The following is a 16961-nucleotide window of genomic DNA, read 5'->3' as shown; positions in this document are numbered from 1 at the left end:
GCGTTCGTTGTGATCACATAACCTCATATTGCACGTCCAGCTCGGCGATCCCGGCGCACCACGCCGGGGTCGCCGTTCTGCGTTCAGCCGTTGCGCACGCGGTAGTGGTACCGGCCGACGGTCTGGAATCCCTCGCCGCGGTACAAAGCCTGGGCCGCCCGGTTGGGCTCGGTGGTGACCAGATACGCGCTCTTCGCCCCGGCATGCCTGGTCAGAGCACGCAGCACCGTACGCGCGAGGCCGCGCCGCCGGGCGCTCGGCAACGTCGCCATGCAGAAGATCCCCGCCGTGTCGCCCTGCGGCACGACCCGCCCGACCGCGACCGGGACGCCGTCCTCCTCGACGGCCGCGTACCAGGCGGGCACGCCGGTGCAGATGCGGGTGGCCTCCTCCAGGCCGGCGCCGTACCGGCCGTCGACGGACCACCAGGTCTCCAGCCATTCCGGCCACGGGTGGTCCTCGATCCGGACCGGGCCGTGCGACTCGGCCGGCGGCGAACCGGCCATGATGAGCGTCGGGTCGACCAGCTCGTAGCCTCTGCGGGCCAGCTCGGCGTCCAGGCCGGGCCAGGTGCCGGGGCCGATGGAGAAGGCGCAGCTCTGTCCCCGCTCGCCGTAGAACGCCTCGGCGGCGCCGATCGCGGCGTCGAGGTCGGCGGGGGCGTGCAGGGCCAGCACCGAGTTCGCCCGTTTGGTCACGCCTCCCGCGCTACGCAGCACCCAGCCGTCATGCGAACGCTGTTCGTAGGCCGGCCACGCCTGGTGCACCAGCAGGTCGACATTCATCCGCGCAGCCTAGCCGACCAGCGCGAACACCCTCTGACCGGCCCGTTAGGGTGTGGGGTTGTGCTGATTCTGCTGCCGCCGTCCGAAGGAAAGGCCTCCGAGGGGAGCGGGCCGCCGCTCGGGGAGCTGTCCTTCCCCAAGCTCGACCGTGCCCGCAAGCGGGTCGTCTCCGCGCTCATCCGGGCCTCCAAGCGCCGCGACGCCGCGCAGGTGCTCGGGCTGACGCCCGGCCTGGCGGGCGAGGCGGCCAAGAACACGGCGTTGCCCACCGCCCCCACCCTGCCCGCCGCCGACCTCTACACCGGCGTCCTGTACGACAACCTCGGCCTGAACACCCTGGACGACGCCGCCAGGGCCAGGGCGGAGGAGTCCGTGCTGATCTTCTCCGGCCTGTGGGGCGTGCTGCGCGTCACCGACCAGGTGCCCCCGTACCGCCTGTCGATGGGCGTCAGCCTGCCGCCGCTGGGCGGTCTGGCCGCCTACTGGCGCACCCACCTGGCCAAGGAGCTGGACCGCATACGGGGGCTGGTGGTGGACCTGCGCTCGTCCACGTACGCGGGGGCGTGGCAGCCCGGCGACCGGTCGGTGTCGGTACGCGTCTTCCGTGACGGCAAGGTCGTCAGCCACATGGCCAAGGCCACCCGGGGTGAGATCGCCCGCGTCCTGCTCCAGCAGGAGGAGGCCCCCGGCACCCCCGAGGAGCTGGCCAAGACCCTCGGCAACCTGGGCTGGACGGTCGACCTCACCGAGCCCGCGCGGGCGAACCGCCCCTGGCTCCTCGACGTGCACGTCACCGACCCGGCCTGACGGACGCCGAAACGGCGATCGCCCCGCCCGGAAGGTTCCGGACGGGGCGATCGACGAGGTGGCTCCTAGTCCAGGTAGTCGCGCAGGACCTGGGACCGGGACGGGTGACGCAGCTTGGACATGGTCTTCGACTCGATCTGGCGGATGCGCTCACGGGTGACCCCGTAAACCTTGCCGATCTCGTCGAGCGTCTTCGGCTGCCCGTCGGTGAGGCCGAACCGCATGGACACGACGCCCGCCTCCCGCTCCGACAACGTGTCGAGAACGGAGTGCAGCTGCTCCTGCAGCAGCGTGAAGCTGACGGCGTCGGCCGGCACGATGGCCTCGGAGTCCTCGATGAGGTCACCGAACTCGCTGTCGCCCTCCTCACCCAGCGGGGTGTGGAGGGAGATGGGCTCGCGGCCGTACTTCTGGACCTCGACGACCTTCTCGGGCGTCATGTCCAGCTCGCGGGCCAGCTCCTCCGGCGTGGGCTCGCGGCCGAGGTCCTGCAGCATCTGTCGCTGGACGCGGGCCAGCTTGTTGATCACTTCGACCATGTGGACCGGGATGCGGATGGTCCGCGCCTGGTCGGCCATGGCACGCGTGATCGCCTGCCGGATCCACCACGTGGCGTAGGTGGAGAACTTGTAGCCCTTGGTGTAGTCGAACTTCTCCACGGCCCTGATCAGGCCGAGGTTGCCCTCCTGGATCAGGTCGAGGAACAGCATGCCGCGCCCGGTGTAGCGCTTGGCCAGCGAGACCACGAGCCGGAGGTTGGCCTCCAGCAGGTGGTTCTTGGCCCGGCGGCCGTCTTCGGCGATCCATTCGAGCTCGGCCCGGACGTCGACCGGCAGGCTCTCGGTCTCGCCGCCGCCGAGCTGCTCCTCGGCGAACAGGCCCGCCTCGATGCGCTTGGCCAGCTCGACCTCCTGCTCGGCGTTGAGCAGAGGGACCTTGCCGATCTGCTTGAGGTAGTCCTTCACCGGGTCGGCGGTGGCGCCGGCGGCGGCCACCTGGGCGACCGGGGCGTCGTCGTCGTCGTCGGACAGGATGAGGACCTCGTCCTCGGTCTTGTCCACGGTGGCGGCGGCGACGTCGGCGGCCTTGGGCTCGTCGTCGGAGTCGTCGTCGGAGTCGGAGTCGGAGTCACCCTCGGAGTCGGAGTCGTCCTCGGCCACGATGTCGTCGACCTCGATGTCCTCGAGGTCCTCCAGCTCCACGTCGCCGTCGAGCTCGAGATCGTCGTCGTCCGCGTCGGTCGCCTTGACGCCCTCGGGTGCCTTCGGCTTGGTCTCGGCAGGCCCAGCGCTGACTTCTGGCTTGGCCTTCTTGGCGGCGGCCGGAGCCGCCTTCTTCGGAGCGGGAGCGGCCTTCTTGGCCGGGGCCGGCTTCTTGGCCGGCTCGGCCTCAGCGGCGCCCACGACCGCGGTCACGGTCTCGGGCTGCTGCTCTTTGGCGGCCGCTGCCGTCTTGGTCTTGACGGGGGCAGCGGTGCGGCGCTTTGCTGGACCACGAGACTTCTTCGGCGCAGCCGAATCCGCGGCGGTCACCACCACGGTCACGCCCTCTTTGCTGAGGTTCCGCAAGAACGCGGCGGCGTGCGACATGGGGATGTCCGCCTCCTCGAAGGCCTGACGGACATCCTCAGACTCGAGGAAACCCTGCGAGCGCCCACGCTCGAGCAGTCGCTGAATGACGGGCTCGTTCAGCTCTTGTGGCTTCGAGCGAGTCGAACTTGCAGGCGACACGAACACCTCTCGAACGAACGCGTGGCGACAATGGACCCAGATGCCCGCTGGGGGCTGTTGCCTCTCTCGGAGATCGGTGAGGCCGTGCGAAGCGCGACGGACCCGACACAGCATTGTGGCACGACCCCGCACTCCATACGGCCACCTCCCGGCGGTTGTCCTCCACCCTAGGCCGACCAAGACAGTAGTGCGTACGTAAGCGGGGCACTGATACCCGAAAGCAACCGTTATGACTGTTTCATTCAGTCACTCTTCGTGGCCGGCGGAACGTGAATTGCGAGCGCGGTAACGTCATCATCCTGTTCATATCCCGACAACATCCGGTCAACCAGGAAGTCCAGCAACATGTGAGGACTACTCACCACCTCAGGCGGCGCTTCGGTCACAACACTGCAAATCTCTGCGAGACCGGCGTCAAGCCCTCGCTTCCTGTTCTCCACGAGACCGTCTGAGTAGAGCACTGCGGTGTGTCCCGGGGGCACCACGAACCGGAACTGCCGGCGGCTGGTGGGCCAGCCCAGCGGCGTGCCGGGCTCGGCGTCGCACAGGATCGCCGTGCCCTGGGGCGAGACGAGGACGGGCGGCGGGTGGCCGGCCATGGCCAGCGTGCCCTCGCCGGTGACCGGCTCGACCACCATGTAGGCCAGCGTCGTGACCTGCTCCTCCTCTTCCGTGGCCTCGAAGACCCGGTCGAGGCCGGTGAGCACGGCCGCGGGCGGCGGGTTGGTGAGCGCCAGCGCCCGCATGGCGTTGCGGATGCGGCCCATGCCCGCCGCGGCCTTGACGCCCTTGCCCATGACGTCGCCGACGACGGCCGCGACCCGGCCGTCCTGCAGGACGAACGCGTCGTACCAGTCGCCGCCGACCTGGACGTGGCGGCTGCCCGAACGGAAGCGCTGGGCCAGCACCAGGCCCTTGACCACGGGCAGGCGGTCGGGCAGCAGGCTGCGCTGCAGCGTCTCGGCGGTGCGGTGCTCGCGCTCGAAGAGCGTGGCCCGCTCGACGGCCAGGGCGCACTGCCCGGCCAGCGCCTCCAGGAAGACGCCGTCCTCCTGGGAGATCTTCTGCGGGCGCGTGAACGAGAAGCGCAGCGCGCCGAGCGCCCGGCCGGCGGCCAGCAGCGGCAGGCCCACCCAGGCCCGCTCGTCGCCCTGGCTGATGAAGCCGGCCAGGGCCTCCTCGTCGTCGCCCGCCTCCAGCAACTGGGCCTTCAGCGACTCGGGCGACTCGGCGAAGACCGGACGGCGGCTGTTGACGGCCATCGTCATGACGTTGGAGTGCGACAACGGGATCTCGTCGCCCGAGCCCTGGACCTCGGGGATGCCCTCGCCGTTGACCAGCTTGAGCGCGGCGCGGTCGGTGTCGAGCAGCGCCACGGCCGAGCGGTCGGCGGCCAGGGCGGTGCGGCCGACGTCGATGATGACCTGGACGACCTGCTCGACCGTGAGGGCCTCGGCGAGCTGGGCCGTGGCGCCCTGGAGCCGGGCGGTGCGCAGGGCGGCGGCGCCGAGCTGGTCGGTCAGCCTGCCGCGCATCTCCTCGGCCTCGCGCTGCGGGGTGACGTCGGTGTTGGCGCCGACCCACTCCACGACCCTGCCGTGCCTGATGATCGGCACCGCGCGCACCTCGAAGTGGCGGTAGCCGCTGGCCCGGGTGCGGACCCGGTAGTTCCACTCGAACATCGTGCGGCCGCGCAGCGCCTCGCGCCAGGCCTCCTCGGTCTGCTGGCGCTCCTCGGGGTGGACGACCTCCAGCCAGCCGTTGGCGAGGTACTCCTCCAGCCCCTGGCCGGTGATCGCGCGCCACTGGGGCGCGTCCTCGACGACGGCGCCCGTGGGCGAGGTGATCCAGACGAGCTGGGACTGCGCCTCGACCAGCGAGCGGTAGCGCTCCTCGCTGCGGCGCAGCGCCTCCTCGGTCTGCCTGCTCTCGGTCACGTCGAGGCCCACCAGCGCGATGGCGCGCAGCTCGCCCGCCTCGTCGTGGACCGGCGAGAACGACAACGACCAGTGGCGGGTGTCGCCCTCGGCGGAGCGCACCCGCACGCGGCCCTCGGTGACCGGGGCGTCGCTCTCGATGACGGCCTGGACGGCGTGGGTGATGATCTGGCTCAGGTCGGCCGCCAGCACCTCGATCGGCGCACGGCCCACCAGGCGCTCTGCGGGCACGCTGACGACGTCGCTGAACACGTCGTTGACCCGCTGGACGCGGCCATCGCCGTCGAAGAACGCGAAGGCGAACTCGGCCTCCGACAGCATGCCCTTGAACAGGGCGGAGTCTGAGATGTCCACATCCGACTCCCGGGGACGGGGAACGGAGGTCTCGGCGCTCATGGTCGGCACCTCCGTCGCGTGCCAGGGTCTCCCACGCGGCACATCTCCATAACTGTGTATCGGCGTAGCGCAGCTCCGGGCGACCGGATTCTGCAGTACATCATCGGCGATGGGCATGCGCTGACGGAAGCCCCCGCCGCCGCCCGGTCGCCATAAGGGTCAACGCATCCTGTCAAAGTCGCTCCACATTGCGCAGCAAGATCAGGTTACTCGCCCTTGGCCGCGCGCTTGGCCTCCTGCTTGGCGGCGCGCACCCGGCCCAGGCTGTCGGTGTCGACCACGTCGGCGACCGATCGGTATGACCCCTCCTCGCCGTAGAGTCCGGCCGCCTCACGCCAGCCTGACGGCTGGACCCCCAGCTGCTTGCCCAGCAATGCCAAAAAGATCTGGGCCTTCTGCTTGCCGTATCCCGGAAGGGCCTGCAGTCGTTTCAACAAGTCTTTCCCGTCGGCCGCGTCGCTCCAGATGCCCTCGGGCCGCCCGTCGTAGTGTTCGACGAGGTAGGCCGCTAGCTGCTGGACGCGGGCGGCCATCGACTTGGGGTAGCGGTGCACGGCCGGCTTCTGCGCGAGGAGCGCGGCGAACGCCTCGGGATCGCAGGCGGCGATCTCCTCGGCGGTCAGGTCGTGCCCCAGCCGCTCCGAGATGGTGTACGGCCCAGTGAACGCCCACTCCATGGGAATCTGCTGGTCGAGCAGCATGCCGACGAGCAGGGCGAGCGGGCTGCGGCCGAGGAGCTCGTCTGCCTCGTCCCGCTGGACGAGCTGGATGCGCATGGAAACAGCTTTGCACGAGAAGCGAACACAGGCGCCGCAGAGCCTTGACACAAGGCCGAGAAAAGATGAAATGGGATCGCAAGTCACCCTGCATACGTTCCTGGGGGTTTGCTCCCGGGTCTCCAGAGGAATCTCACATCTATGCTCGCTCTGGCCACACGCTTCCTCAAGGAGCCGGTCAGTCTCCGGCTGGCCGAAGAGTTCCTGACCGTACCCGTGGACACCATCGACCGGTGCGTGGCCGACGTGTGCGCGTGCGCCGAGCATCTCGGCGTCCCGGCCACGCCCGAGGTCGTGGAACGCATCGCCCGCGAGCACCTGCTCGCCATCGTGAACTCCGCCCCGCCGCCCCGAAGTCCCCGCTGATCGCGGTTCCACCGATAACATCGGGGTCACCAGGCCGAGTTCTCTTCGCCGTTTGCGCCTGGAATACGAGAGAGTGAGGGCGTGCGCCGACACCGACGAGATCCCCGGGAGAGCAGCCCGCCCGACGACGTGTTCCAGGAGATGGTGCAGGCGGCCCGCGAGCTGCTCGCGGTGCGCAGCCCTCTCGACGCGGAGCTGATGGTCTCAGACATGATCGGGGCCTGGTGGGGCAGGCGGGTCAGGGGCGGTGACGTGGAGCAGGTCCTCGGTGAGGGCCTGGTCGACTACGCGGCCAAGGCCGGCACCCCGGCCTCCCTGACGCTGCTGGTGTGCCTGGCCTACCTGGGCACCGCCCGCCAGGGCGCCAAGGCCGAGGGCGCGGCGCTGGCGATGATGGAGTCGGGCGTGGCCAGGCCCGGATGGGCCGACAAGGTCGGCGCGGTCAAGCCCACCGGCTGCTACGTCTCCCGCGACGCCTACGGCGACCAGGACACGGTGATCTGCACGTTCGCCTACCGCTGGAACGAGGCATCGGTGCCCAGCGACCGGCACGCGCTGGTCGTGGTCGTCGACCACAACATGAGCGGGATGGCCCGCGACGCGTGGGTGTCCTCGCACGTCGACAACCTGCTGGAGCAGGCCAGGGCCGAGGCGGCGGGCAACCCGATGCTGCTGTTCGAGGAGATCCAGCCCGAGCAGGCCAGGGCGCTGCTGGAGTCGGCCATGAAGGCCACCAGGGAGCCCAAGACGCCGCCGCCGGTGAGCGAGAGCTACAGCGCCTACCACGCCTTCGCCCGGGCCCGGCTCAAGGCGCTGCCGCCGGGCCGCAAGCGTCCGGCGCCGCTGCACATCGAGGCGCCCTACAGCCGCGAGCGGCGGGCCATGCTGGCCGCCGAGTTCCTCGCCTCCGACGCGGCCGAGCACCTGTCGGACCCGTCGGCGGCCTCGCGCTGCGCCGACCACATCATCGACTACGGCTGCGAGCGCGACTTCAACCGGCCGCTGCGGGTCAGCCCGACCAAGTGCGAGACGTTCCTGCTCGACTGGCTGCCGCGCAAGGTGATGCTGAGCGTGGCCGAGCAGGAGGCGATGCCGCACGTGCTGTCGGCGTGGGTGCGCTTCGCCGCGCGCCGCACCGGGCTGCCCGAGCAGGGGCTCAAGGCCACGCTCGACGCGGTGTGGGAGGCCACGGGCAAATTCCCCGAGGCCTACCGCGACCCGACGTCGTTCGGGCTCGACCGGCCGCTGCTGGAGCGGCTGCTGCCCGACGGCGACCTGTCGGCGCTGGCCAGGCGGGTGTTCGCGTTCCCGTATCTGCAGGGCCGGCACAACGGGATCGACCTCGACCGGCTCAACCCGGCCGACGAGGCCGACCGGCGCACGTTACTCGAGATCGACCACGACGGCGTGATCGACCAGGAGCACCTGGCCTGGCACGAGGAGATCGCGACCCGGCTGTGGGACGGCGACCCGCCGCAGCTGTGGGAGGCCGCCCAGCGCCTGCTCGACCTCGGCCACGACCGCCACGACGTGCTCCACGTGCTGATCGAGATCGCCGAGCGCATCGGCGGCGACCCCGACGAGCTGGCCGCGGCGCTCGACGACATCGCCGACATCCCCGACGAGATCTAGAGTTCGTCCCCATGTCGATGTACCGCAGGCTGGCCCATGGGCGATATCTGGCCTCCGAGCACACCCAGGGGCCGTGGGACCCGGGCACCCAGCACATGGGCCCGGTGGCCGCGCTGATCGCGCACGAGCTCGACCGCACCGCGCCGCGGCCCGGCCTGGCGCTGTCCAGGCTGGCGGTCGACGTGTTCGCCCCGGTCCCCGTCGCCGAGCTGGAGGTCGTCACCGACGTCGTCCGCGACGGCAAGCGGGTGCAGTGCCTGTCGGCGGCCGTGCTGTCCGGCGGGCGGGAGTACGCCAGGGCCACCGCGTGGCGCATCCGCGAGACGGACACGCCCGCCACCCCGGCCGCGCAGCCGCCCGCGCCCGTGCCGCCGCCCTCGCCCGAGCACGCGGAGTCCTACCTGGTGTCGGGCTTCGGCTACGGCAGGGCGTTCGACTGGCGGTTCGCCGCCGGCGGCCCGATGCTGACCGGCCCGGCCACGGTGTGGGGCAGGCTGACCGTGCCGCTGGTGGAGGGCGAGGAGATCACCCCGTTCGAGCGGCTGGCCGCGTTCGCCGACAGCGGCAACGGCGTGAGCCCGGCCGTCGACTTCGCCACCCACCTGTTCGTCAACGTCGACCTGACGATCTCGCTGTTCCGCACCCCGGTCGGCGAGTGGACCTGCATGGACGCGGCCACCGCGATCGGCCCGTCCGGCCGCGGCCTGACCCGGACCACCCTGTACGACGAGCGCGGCGAAGTCGGTGCGGCGACTCAGACGTTGTTCGTCGCGCCGAGGTAGCGCTGCCGCCATGATGGGGGGATGGCGATCGACCTCAACGCCGACCTCGGTGAGGGTTTCGGCATCTGGCGGCTCGGCGACGACCTCGCGCTGCTCGACATCGTCACCAGCGCGAACGTCGCCTGCGGCTTCCACGCGGGCGACCCCGTGACGATCAGGCGCACGTGCGCGGCGGCCGTCGACCGCGGCGTGTCGATCGGCGCGCAGGTGTCCTACCGCGACCTGGCCCACTTCGGCCGCAGGGAGATGGAGGTCGAGCCCGAGGAGCTGTGCGCCGAGGTGCTCTACCAGCTCGCCGCCGTCGACGGCATCGCCAGGGCGATGGGCGGCCGGGTGTCCTACGTCAAGCCGCACGGCGCCCTGTACAACCGCATCTGCCGCGACAAGGAGCAGGCGGCGGCGGTGATCGACGCGGTCGCCGACTACGACCCCTCGCTGCCGGTGCTGACGCTGCCGGTGTCGGTGGTGCACGAGGTGGCCGCGGCGGAGGGCGTCCCGACGGTGAGCGAGGCGTTCGCGGACCGGGCGTACACGGCGGCGGGGGCGCTGGTCTCGCGGCGGGAGCCGGGGGCGGTCATCCACGACGCGGCGGCGGTGACCGCGCGGGCCCGCCAGATGGCCCTGGAAGGCTCCGTGGCGGCCGTCGACGGCAGTCCGGTGTCCGTCTCCGCCCGTTCGCTGTGCGTCCACGGAGACACGCCTGACGCCGTCGGGCTGGCCCGTGCGGTGCGCAACGACCTGCTGGCGGCCGGAGTGGTCCTGCAGGCGTTCGCGTGATCCGTACGGCGGGAGAGCACGCGCTGCTCGTCGAGACCGGGTCACTGGCGGCCTCCCACCGGCTGGACGCGGCCCTGCGCGCCGACCGGCCCGAAGGGGTCGTGGAGATCGTGCCGGGGCCGGAGACCGTGCTCGTGGTGGCTCCCGGCGCGGACCGGGAGCGGTTGCGGGCCCGGCTGGCGGCCGTCGCCGGGCAGGCGGGCGGGCCGCCAGGGGGTGCCGTGGCCGGGCCGGTGGTGACGATTCCGGTCGTCTATGACGGGGCCGATCTCGATTCCGTCGCGTCGCTGGCCGGGATCTCGGCCGAGGAGGTGGTCGCCCGGCACACCGGACGCGAGCTGGTGGTCGGGTGGCTGGGGTTCGCCCCGGGGTTCGCCTATCTGACCGGGCTCGACCCGGTGCTGGAGCTGCCGCGGCTCGACACGCCGCGCACGTCGGTGCCGGCCGGGTCGGTGGCGGTCGCGGGGCCGTACTCGGCGGTCTACCCGACCGCCTCGCCCGGGGGGTGGCGGCTGCTGGGGCGCACGACCACGCGGGTGTGGGACGTGTCGGCCGATCCGCCGTCGCTGTTCCGGCCGGGGATGCGCGTGCGGTTCGAGCGAGCATGATCGAGGTGATCGCGCCGGGCCCGTACGCGACCGTCCAGGATCTGGGCCGGCCCGGCCACGCCCACCTGGGGGTGCCGCGCTCGGGGGCGGCCGACGCGCCGAGCCTGCGGCTGGCCAACCGGCTGGTGGGCAACCGGGAGGACGCGGCGGGCGTCGAGGTGACGTTCGGCCAGGCGCGGCTGCGCTTCCGCGAGGGGGCGTGGGCGGCGCTGACCGGCGCTCCGGCGGGGGCGCGGATGGGGGTGCCGTTCTGGGTGCCGCCGGGGGGCGAGCTGCGGCTGGAGGCGCCGGAGTGGGGGCTGCGCACGTACGTGGCGGTGCGCGGCGGGATCGCGGTCGAGCCGGTGCTGGGCAGCCGGTCGACCGACTCGTTGTCGGGGCTCGGCCCCGAGCCGCTGCGGGCCGGGACGCTGCTGCCGGTGGGCGGGTTCGCCGTCGAGGACATCTCGGTGGACCTGGCGCCGCCGCCGGGGCCCGCGCCGGCCGTGCTGCGGGTGCTCGCCGGGCCGCGGGACGACTGGTTCGTCCCGGGGGCGCTGGAGGCGCTGTGCGGGGGGCCGTACGCGGTGAGCCAGGACAGCAACCGCGTCGGGGTGCGGCTGCGCGGGCCCGGGCTCGCGCGGGCCAGGCAGGGCGAGCTGCCGAGCGAGGGCATGGTCGCCGGGGCGGTGCAGGTGCCGCCGGACGGGCAGCCGATCGTGTTCCTCGCCGACCACCCGCCCACGGGCGGCTACCCGGTGATCGCGGTGGTGCGGCAGGCCGACCTGCCGGTCGCGGCGCAGCTCCGGCCCGGCGACGAGGTGCGCTTCACAACGCGACCCGGCCGCTGACGCAGGTGACCACCGCCCCGCCGACCCACACGTCCCGCTCGTCGGCGGTGACGCGCACACGCCCCGCCCGGCCGAGCGTGGTCCCCTGGCCCGCCGTGTACGGCGCCTTCACCCGTCCCGTACGCAGCAGGAACTGGGCCAGCGACGCGTGCAGGCTGCCGGTCACCGGGTCCTCGACGTCGGGGGCGAAGACGCGCACCTCGTAGGCGTACGGCGAGCCCTCCCGGCACGGCCCGGCCACGCCGACCATGTGCTCGATCACGCCCGGCCGCAGCTCCAGCACCTCCTCGGCGGCGGCCAGCAGCACGACCACCCAGCCGGGCCCGTTGTCGGCCCACTCGACGGCCAGCATGCGGTCGCGTCCGATGCGCAGGCTCTCGGCGAGGCGCTCGGCGAGCTCCTCCTCCACGGGCCCCGACCGCACCAGTTCGGGGGCGGCGAAGGCGAGCCCCTCGTCGGTCCTGCGCACCCGGATCAGCCCGGCGCCGCACTCCTGGACGACCTGCGCCTCGTCGCGCGGCCGCCCGCCCGCCTCCAGCCAGGCGTGGCAGGTGCCCAGCGTCGGGTGCCCGGCGAACGGCAGCTCGCCGCTCCCGGTGAAGATCCGGACCCGGTAGTCGGCCTCGGGCACGGTCGGCGGCAGCACGAACGTCGTCTCGGACAGGTTCGTCCAGGCGGCGAAGCGCTGCATCTCCTCGGTGTCCAGCCCCTGGCCGTCGAGCACGACCGCGAGCGGGTTGCCGCGATAGGGGACGGAGGTGAACACGTCGACCTGACGGAATGCACGTTGCATACGCGCAGTCTCGCCGACGGGGCTTCCGCCGGTAACCCCTGCGCGCCCACACTGGACCCTGTGGCGGACTACGACGTGTTGGTGCTCGGTTCCGGTCCCGGCGGGCAGAAGGCGGCCATCGCGGCGGCGAAGCTGGGCAGGCGGGTGGCCGTCGTCGAGAAGCGGAACATGATCGGCGGCGTCTGCATCAACACCGGCACGATCCCCTCCAAGACGCTGCGCGAGGCGGTCCTCTACCTCACGGGCCTGAACCAGCGCGAGCTGTACGGCGCCAGCTACCGCGTCAAGGACGAGATCACGGTCGCCGACCTCGGGATGCGCACCCAGCACGTGATCGGCCGCGAGGTCCAGGTGATCCGCAGCCAGCTCGCCCGCAACCACGTCACGGTCCTGCCCGGCACCGGACGCTTCCTCGACCCGCACACCGTCGGGATCAGGGGCGAGGAGGAGCGCAAGGTCACCGCGGACCGGATCGTGATCGCCACCGGCACCTCCCCCGCCCGCCCGGACAGCGTGCAGTTCGACGAGCGCACGGTCATCGACTCCGACGCGATCCTGCACCTGGACCGGGTGCCCGAGACCATGGTGGTCGTCGGCGCGGGGGTCATCGGCATCGAGTACGCCTCCATGTTCGCCGCCCTCGGCACCAAGGTGACCGTGGTCGAACGGCGTGAGCGCATGCTGGAGTTCTGCGACCTGGAGATCGTGGAGGCGCTCAAGTACCACCTGCGCGACCTGGCGGTGACCTTCCGGTTCGGCGAGCACGTCGCCGCCGTCGAACGCCGCCCGCGCGGCGCGCTGACCCTGCTGGAGAGCGGCAAGCGCATCCCCGCCGACTGCGTCATGTACTCGGCGGGCCGCCAGGGCAGGACGGCCGAGCTGAACCTGGAGGCCGCCGGGCTGGCCGCCGACGACCGCGGCAGGATCCGGGTGGACGAGCACTACGCCACGGCCGTGCCGCACATCTACGCGGTCGGGGACGTGATCGGCTTCCCCGCGCTGGCCGCCACCTCGATGGAGCAGGGCCGGGTGGCCGCCCAGCACGCCTGCGGGGAGCCCGTGGAGGAGCTGCGGGAGCTGCCGCCCATCGGCATCTACACCATCCCGGAGATCAGCTTCGTCGGGAAGTCGGAGGACGAGCTGACCCGCGACCGGATCCCGTTCGAGGTGGGCATCTCGCGTTACCGGGAGCTGGCCAGGGGGCAGATCATCGGCGACTCGTACGGGATGCTCAAGCTGCTGGTCTCCTCCGAGGACCGGCGGCTGCTGGGCGTGCACGTGTTCGGCACGGGCGCGACCGAGCTGGTGCACATCGGCCAGACCGTGATGGGCTGCGGCGGGACCGTCGACTACCTGGTCAACGCGGTGTTCAACTATCCGACGCTGGCGGAGTCGTACAAGGTGGCGGCGCTGGACGCGATGAACAAGATGCGGGTGGTGGCCCGGCTCACGGCCGACACGTGACCTTATCCCCGCACATTTCAGAAATGTCGGTCCTGGTCGCTACGCTCCTCGGTGGTTCATCTACGGGAGGCGTACGTGCGCAGCGAGGCCGCGGGGAGGTGGTTGCCCGCGTTCCTGCTGCTGGCCGCCATCTGGGGCAACAGTTTCTTCTTCATCAAGATCGCGGTGGGGGCGCTGCATCCGCTGCAGGTGTCGTTCGGCCGCATGGCGGTCGGCGCGGCCACCCTGCTGATCGCGCTCGCGGTCACCCGGCGAGCGCTCCCCCGCGACCCGCGGCTGTGGGGGCACTTCCAGATCGCCTCCGTCGTGCTCACCACGCTGCCCTTCACCCTGTTCGCCTACGGCGAGCAGTACGTCTCCTCGGTCGTCGCCGCCATCTGGAACGCCACCACGCCCCTGTGCACGCTGGCCTTCACCCTGGTGCTGCGCGCCGAACGGGCGACCGCCGCGCGGGCGGCCGGGCTCGGCCTCGGGTTCGCGGGCGTCATGGTGGTGCTCGGGGTGTGGCAGCCCATGGCGGGCGGGCAGCTCGGCGGCAGCCTGGCCTGCTTCGGCGCGGCGCTCTGCTACGGGATCGGCGGGGCGTACATGGGGCGGTTCATCACCGGGCGGCGTCCCGAGCCGCCGGTGGTGCTGGCCGCCGGGCAGCTCCTGACGGGCGCGGCCCAGCTCGCGGTGATCACGCTGGTGGCGGGCGTGCCGCTGGTGGACACCGCGGCGCCCGTCGAGGTCTGGTGGAGCATGCTGGGCCTCGGCGGGCTCGGCACGGGCGTGGCCTACCTGCTGCTGTACCGGGTGCAGACCATGGCGGGCGTGACGACGACCTCGACGGTGACGTACCTGCTGCCGGTGTTCGCGGTGATCTCGGGCGTGCTGCTGCTCGACGAGACGATCACCTGGAACCAGCCGGTGGGCGCGCTGGTCATCCTGCTGGCCATCGCGCTCACCCAGGGCGCGCTGCGCGTGCCCGCCCGCTCAGCCCTCCGATGAGGGACGGCGGCCTCGGGGCGCGGGCTTCTTGCGGCCGGCCACCAGCGTGTCGCCCGGGACCGGCGCCGGATCGGGCGCGGGCTCCTCGGCCGCCGGCGGCTTGACGGGCCGCGTACGGGGCCGGGGGTGCGGCGCGGTGTCCGCCATGGGCGAGGGGACGTCCTCGGCCCGCGGCGCGGCGTCCTCGGCCGGCTTCGACTGCCGCGCGGGCGCGTCGGAGTCGCGCAGCGAGGCGAGCACCCGGTCGGCCTCGGCGTCGGCGGCGAACTCGTCGGCCGCCTCCGACTCCCGCCTGCGGATCACGACCATGTGGTCGACCGACAGCCGCCCCGCGCCCACGACGGCGAGCAGGATGGAGGCCGTTCCGAGGAGGATCAGCTCGTTCAGGCTGATGGGGTTGAGCGGCGGGGCGACCAGGAAGACGCCGAGCGCCTCGGCGAACAGGATCAGCCCGGTGACGGCGACGCCCAGCCCGGCGATCAGCAGCGCGCCGCCGATCAGCTCGGTGAGCATGGTGACCGTGGCCCATGCGCCGGGTGCCGGGGCGCCCTGCTGGAGGAACTTCGCGCCGGTGGCGGTGAGCCCGTCCTCCAGCTTGGTCCAGCCGTTGGCGAAGAAGATGCCGCCCACCCCGACGCGGGCGACTAAGGCGGCGACATCACGCAGGGCCTGTTTCACGGTACTTGTCTGCCCTGATCGGGCCATGGCACACCTCAATCACGGCTGAGCAGCATGGCCACCGCGACGGCGGTCAGGCTCAGCAGGACGACGCTCACGACCACGGTCGTGTGCAGGGCGTTGACGAAGGCCCAGCGTGCGGCGTCGAGCAGCGCGTCGCCGGTGCTGCCGCCGATCTCGCGGGCGACGTGGGCGGCTCCGGCCAGCGACTGCCGCGCCTGGTCCATGCCGCCCGCGGACACTCCGGGCACGGCGGGCAGCGCGGGCGCGTAGGCGATCGTGGTGATCGTGCCGAGTACGGCGACGCCGAGGCCCGCGCCCAGCTCGTACGCGGTCTCCTCGATGGCCGCGGCCCCGCCGGCGCGGGACTCGGGGACCGAGGACATGATCGTGTCGGAGGCGGCCAGCAGCGCCACCTGCACGCCGAACCCGATGCCCACGAAGCAGACCGCCAGCATCACGGGATGGCCCTCGACGCCCCAGCCGAGCGTGGGCGTCAGGGCCAGCGCGACGAGCCCGAGGCCGCCGCTCATGGTGGCGCGCATGCCGATCCTGGGCAGGAGGTGGGCCGCCGCGAGCCCGCCGGTGATCGCCGACAGCACCAGCGGCAACATCCTGACCGCCGCGCGCAGCGGGCTGTCGCCCAGCACGAGCTGGAGGTACTGGGCCAGCATGAGCTGGAGGCCGACCAGCGCGAACACGCCCAGCAGCACGCCGGCCACGCCGGTGGTGAACTCGCGCCGCCGGAACAGGGCCAGCTCCAGCAGTGGCGCCGGCAGGCGGGACTGGCGGCGTACGAACGCGACCAGCAGCCCCGCCCCCGCGAGGAACACCAGCACCGAGGCCCAGAACGGCAGCAGGCTCCCCGACCCGGCCTCCTTCAGCCCGAAGGCCAGGGCCAGCAGGCCGAGCACCGACAGCACGGCGCTCGGGGAGTCCCAGGGGCGTTCCCTGCGCAGCGGCGACTCCGGCAGCAGCCGGACGGCCAGGGGCAGCAGCACCAGCAGGATCGGCACGTTGATCAGGAAGACCGCGCCCCACCAGACGCCGACCAGCACGCCGCCGATCAGCGGGCCGACCGCCGCCCCGGCCGCCGCGACCGCGCTCCAGACGCCGAGCGCGACGGCCCGCTCGCGCCGGTCGGTGAAGACCTGGCGGATCAGCGAGAGCGTGGCCGGCATGATCATGGCGCCGCCGACGCCGAGCAGCGCCCTGGCCAGGATCAGGGTCAGCGGCGTGGGCGCGAACGCCGCCCCCGCCGAAGCCAGGCCGAACAGCACGAAGCCGCCCAGGACCAGCCGCTTGCGCCCGTAGCGGTCGCCGAGCGTGCCGAACACGATGAGCAGCGGCGCGACGACGAGCGAGTAGATGTCGATGATCCACAGGAGCTGGACGGCGGACGGCTCCAGCGCGGCCGTGAGCGCGGGCACCGCGATGTGCAGGACGGTGGCGTCGACCGTGATCAGCAGCAGGCTCAGGCAGAGCAGGACGAGGACGGCCCAGCGGTTGTCCCGAGGCAGGCGATCGGCACGCCGTACGAGGGGTGCGGCCTGTGTGACGGTCATGGGCCTCCTCGCAGGCCGATCCGGTCACCTGGGCCTGCACCTGCA

16 protein-coding genes are annotated in these 16961 nt (G+C 72.2%); 9 read left to right on the top strand and 7 right to left on the bottom strand.

Annotation, left to right across the window (positions count from 1 at the left end):
* Window positions 1-83 precede the first annotated feature (83 nt).
* Complete coding sequence (locus ACWCSU_RS06295; protein WP_449933949.1) at window positions 84-785, bottom strand: GNAT family N-acetyltransferase; 702 nt, start codon at window positions 783-785, stop codon at window positions 84-86.
* Between the two features lie 60 nt (window positions 786-845).
* On the opposite strand from ACWCSU_RS06295, the gene ACWCSU_RS06290 reads away from it, so the two are divergent.
* On the top strand, window positions 846-1592 hold the full coding sequence (locus tag ACWCSU_RS06290) for a YaaA family protein (RefSeq protein ID WP_449933947.1): 747 nt from the start codon (window positions 846-848) through the stop codon (window positions 1590-1592).
* A gap of 65 nt (window positions 1593-1657) precedes the next feature.
* Here the strand turns inward: ACWCSU_RS06290 and ACWCSU_RS06285 are convergent, their stop codons facing one another.
* The 3 genes from ACWCSU_RS06285 to ACWCSU_RS06275 form a co-directional block, all read right to left on the bottom strand.
* A complete protein-coding gene (locus ACWCSU_RS06285; RefSeq protein ID WP_449933945.1) occupies window positions 1658-3322 on the bottom strand; it encodes an RNA polymerase sigma factor in 1665 nt (554 codons plus the stop codon).
* 242 nt (window positions 3323-3564) lie between these two features.
* Window positions 3565-5655 (bottom strand): SpoIIE family protein phosphatase, encoded by a 2091-nt coding sequence (locus ACWCSU_RS06280; protein WP_357698567.1) that lies wholly within the window; start codon window positions 5653-5655, stop codon window positions 3565-3567.
* A gap of 206 nt (window positions 5656-5861) precedes the next feature.
* Entirely contained in the window at window positions 5862-6431 is a 570-nt protein-coding gene (locus ACWCSU_RS06275) for an HhH-GPD-type base excision DNA repair protein (protein WP_449933943.1), read from the bottom strand.
* 141 nt (window positions 6432-6572) lie between these two features.
* Here ACWCSU_RS06275 and ACWCSU_RS06270 point away from each other — a divergent pair, with 141 nt between their 5' ends.
* From ACWCSU_RS06270 to ACWCSU_RS06245, 6 genes are all read left to right on the top strand, one after another.
* Window positions 6573-6797: a hypothetical protein gene (locus ACWCSU_RS06270; RefSeq protein WP_357698572.1), complete on the top strand. Its 225-nt coding sequence runs from the start codon at window positions 6573-6575 to the stop codon at window positions 6795-6797.
* A gap of 141 nt (window positions 6798-6938) precedes the next feature.
* A complete protein-coding gene (locus ACWCSU_RS06265) occupies window positions 6939-8429 on the top strand; it encodes a hypothetical protein (protein WP_364091049.1) in 1491 nt (496 codons plus the stop codon).
* Window positions 8430-8440: 11 nt separating this feature from the next.
* Window positions 8441-9211: a thioesterase family protein gene (locus ACWCSU_RS06260; protein WP_357698575.1), complete on the top strand. Its 771-nt coding sequence runs from the start codon at window positions 8441-8443 to the stop codon at window positions 9209-9211.
* 21 nt (window positions 9212-9232) lie between these two features.
* Entirely contained in the window at window positions 9233-9988 is a 756-nt protein-coding gene (locus tag ACWCSU_RS06255; RefSeq protein ID WP_449933940.1) for a LamB/YcsF family protein, read from the top strand.
* Window positions 9985-10596 carry a 5-oxoprolinase subunit B family protein gene (locus tag ACWCSU_RS06250; RefSeq protein ID WP_449933938.1) on the top strand — a complete coding sequence of 204 codons (612 nt, stop codon included), beginning with the start codon at window positions 9985-9987 and terminating at the stop codon, window positions 10594-10596. Before ACWCSU_RS06255 ends, ACWCSU_RS06250 begins: the two co-directional genes overlap by 4 nt.
* Window positions 10593-11426 (top strand): 5-oxoprolinase subunit C family protein, encoded by an 834-nt coding sequence (locus ACWCSU_RS06245; RefSeq protein ID WP_357698584.1) that lies wholly within the window; start codon window positions 10593-10595, stop codon window positions 11424-11426. Before ACWCSU_RS06250 ends, ACWCSU_RS06245 begins: the two co-directional genes overlap by 4 nt.
* Here ACWCSU_RS06245 and ACWCSU_RS06240 read toward each other — a convergent pair.
* Window positions 11404-12219, bottom strand: a complete 816-nt coding sequence (locus ACWCSU_RS06240; protein ID WP_449933936.1) for a PhzF family phenazine biosynthesis protein — start codon at window positions 12217-12219, stop codon at window positions 11404-11406. The genes ACWCSU_RS06245 and ACWCSU_RS06240 overlap by 23 nt on opposite strands.
* A 60-nt stretch (window positions 12220-12279) precedes the next feature.
* Between ACWCSU_RS06240 and sthA the strand changes: the two genes are divergently transcribed.
* The gene (sthA, locus tag ACWCSU_RS06235) at window positions 12280-13683 is read left to right on the top strand and encodes a Si-specific NAD(P)(+) transhydrogenase (RefSeq protein ID WP_449933934.1); all 1404 of its coding nucleotides are present in this window, start codon (window positions 12280-12282) and stop codon (window positions 13681-13683) included.
* A 51-nt stretch (window positions 13684-13734) separates the two neighbouring features.
* Window positions 13735-14673, top strand: a complete 939-nt coding sequence (locus tag ACWCSU_RS06230) for a DMT family transporter (protein ID WP_449933931.1) — start codon at window positions 13735-13737, stop codon at window positions 14671-14673.
* On the opposite strand, the gene ACWCSU_RS06225 is transcribed toward ACWCSU_RS06230, so the two are convergent.
* Window positions 14659-15351: a DoxX family protein gene (locus ACWCSU_RS06225; protein WP_357698592.1), complete on the bottom strand. Its 693-nt coding sequence runs from the start codon at window positions 15349-15351 to the stop codon at window positions 14659-14661. The genes ACWCSU_RS06230 and ACWCSU_RS06225 overlap by 15 nt on opposite strands.
* Window positions 15352-15386: 35 nt before the next feature.
* Window positions 15387-16916 (bottom strand): MFS transporter, encoded by a 1530-nt coding sequence (locus tag ACWCSU_RS06220; RefSeq protein WP_357698595.1) that lies wholly within the window; start codon window positions 16914-16916, stop codon window positions 15387-15389.
* Window positions 16917-16961: the final 45 nt, after the last annotated feature.

The sequence above is a fragment of the Nonomuraea sp. NPDC001699 genome (genome assembly GCF_053596455.1).
The sequence above is the reverse complement of the archived record's forward strand: the minus strand, read 5'-3'. Positions and strand labels throughout refer to the sequence as shown.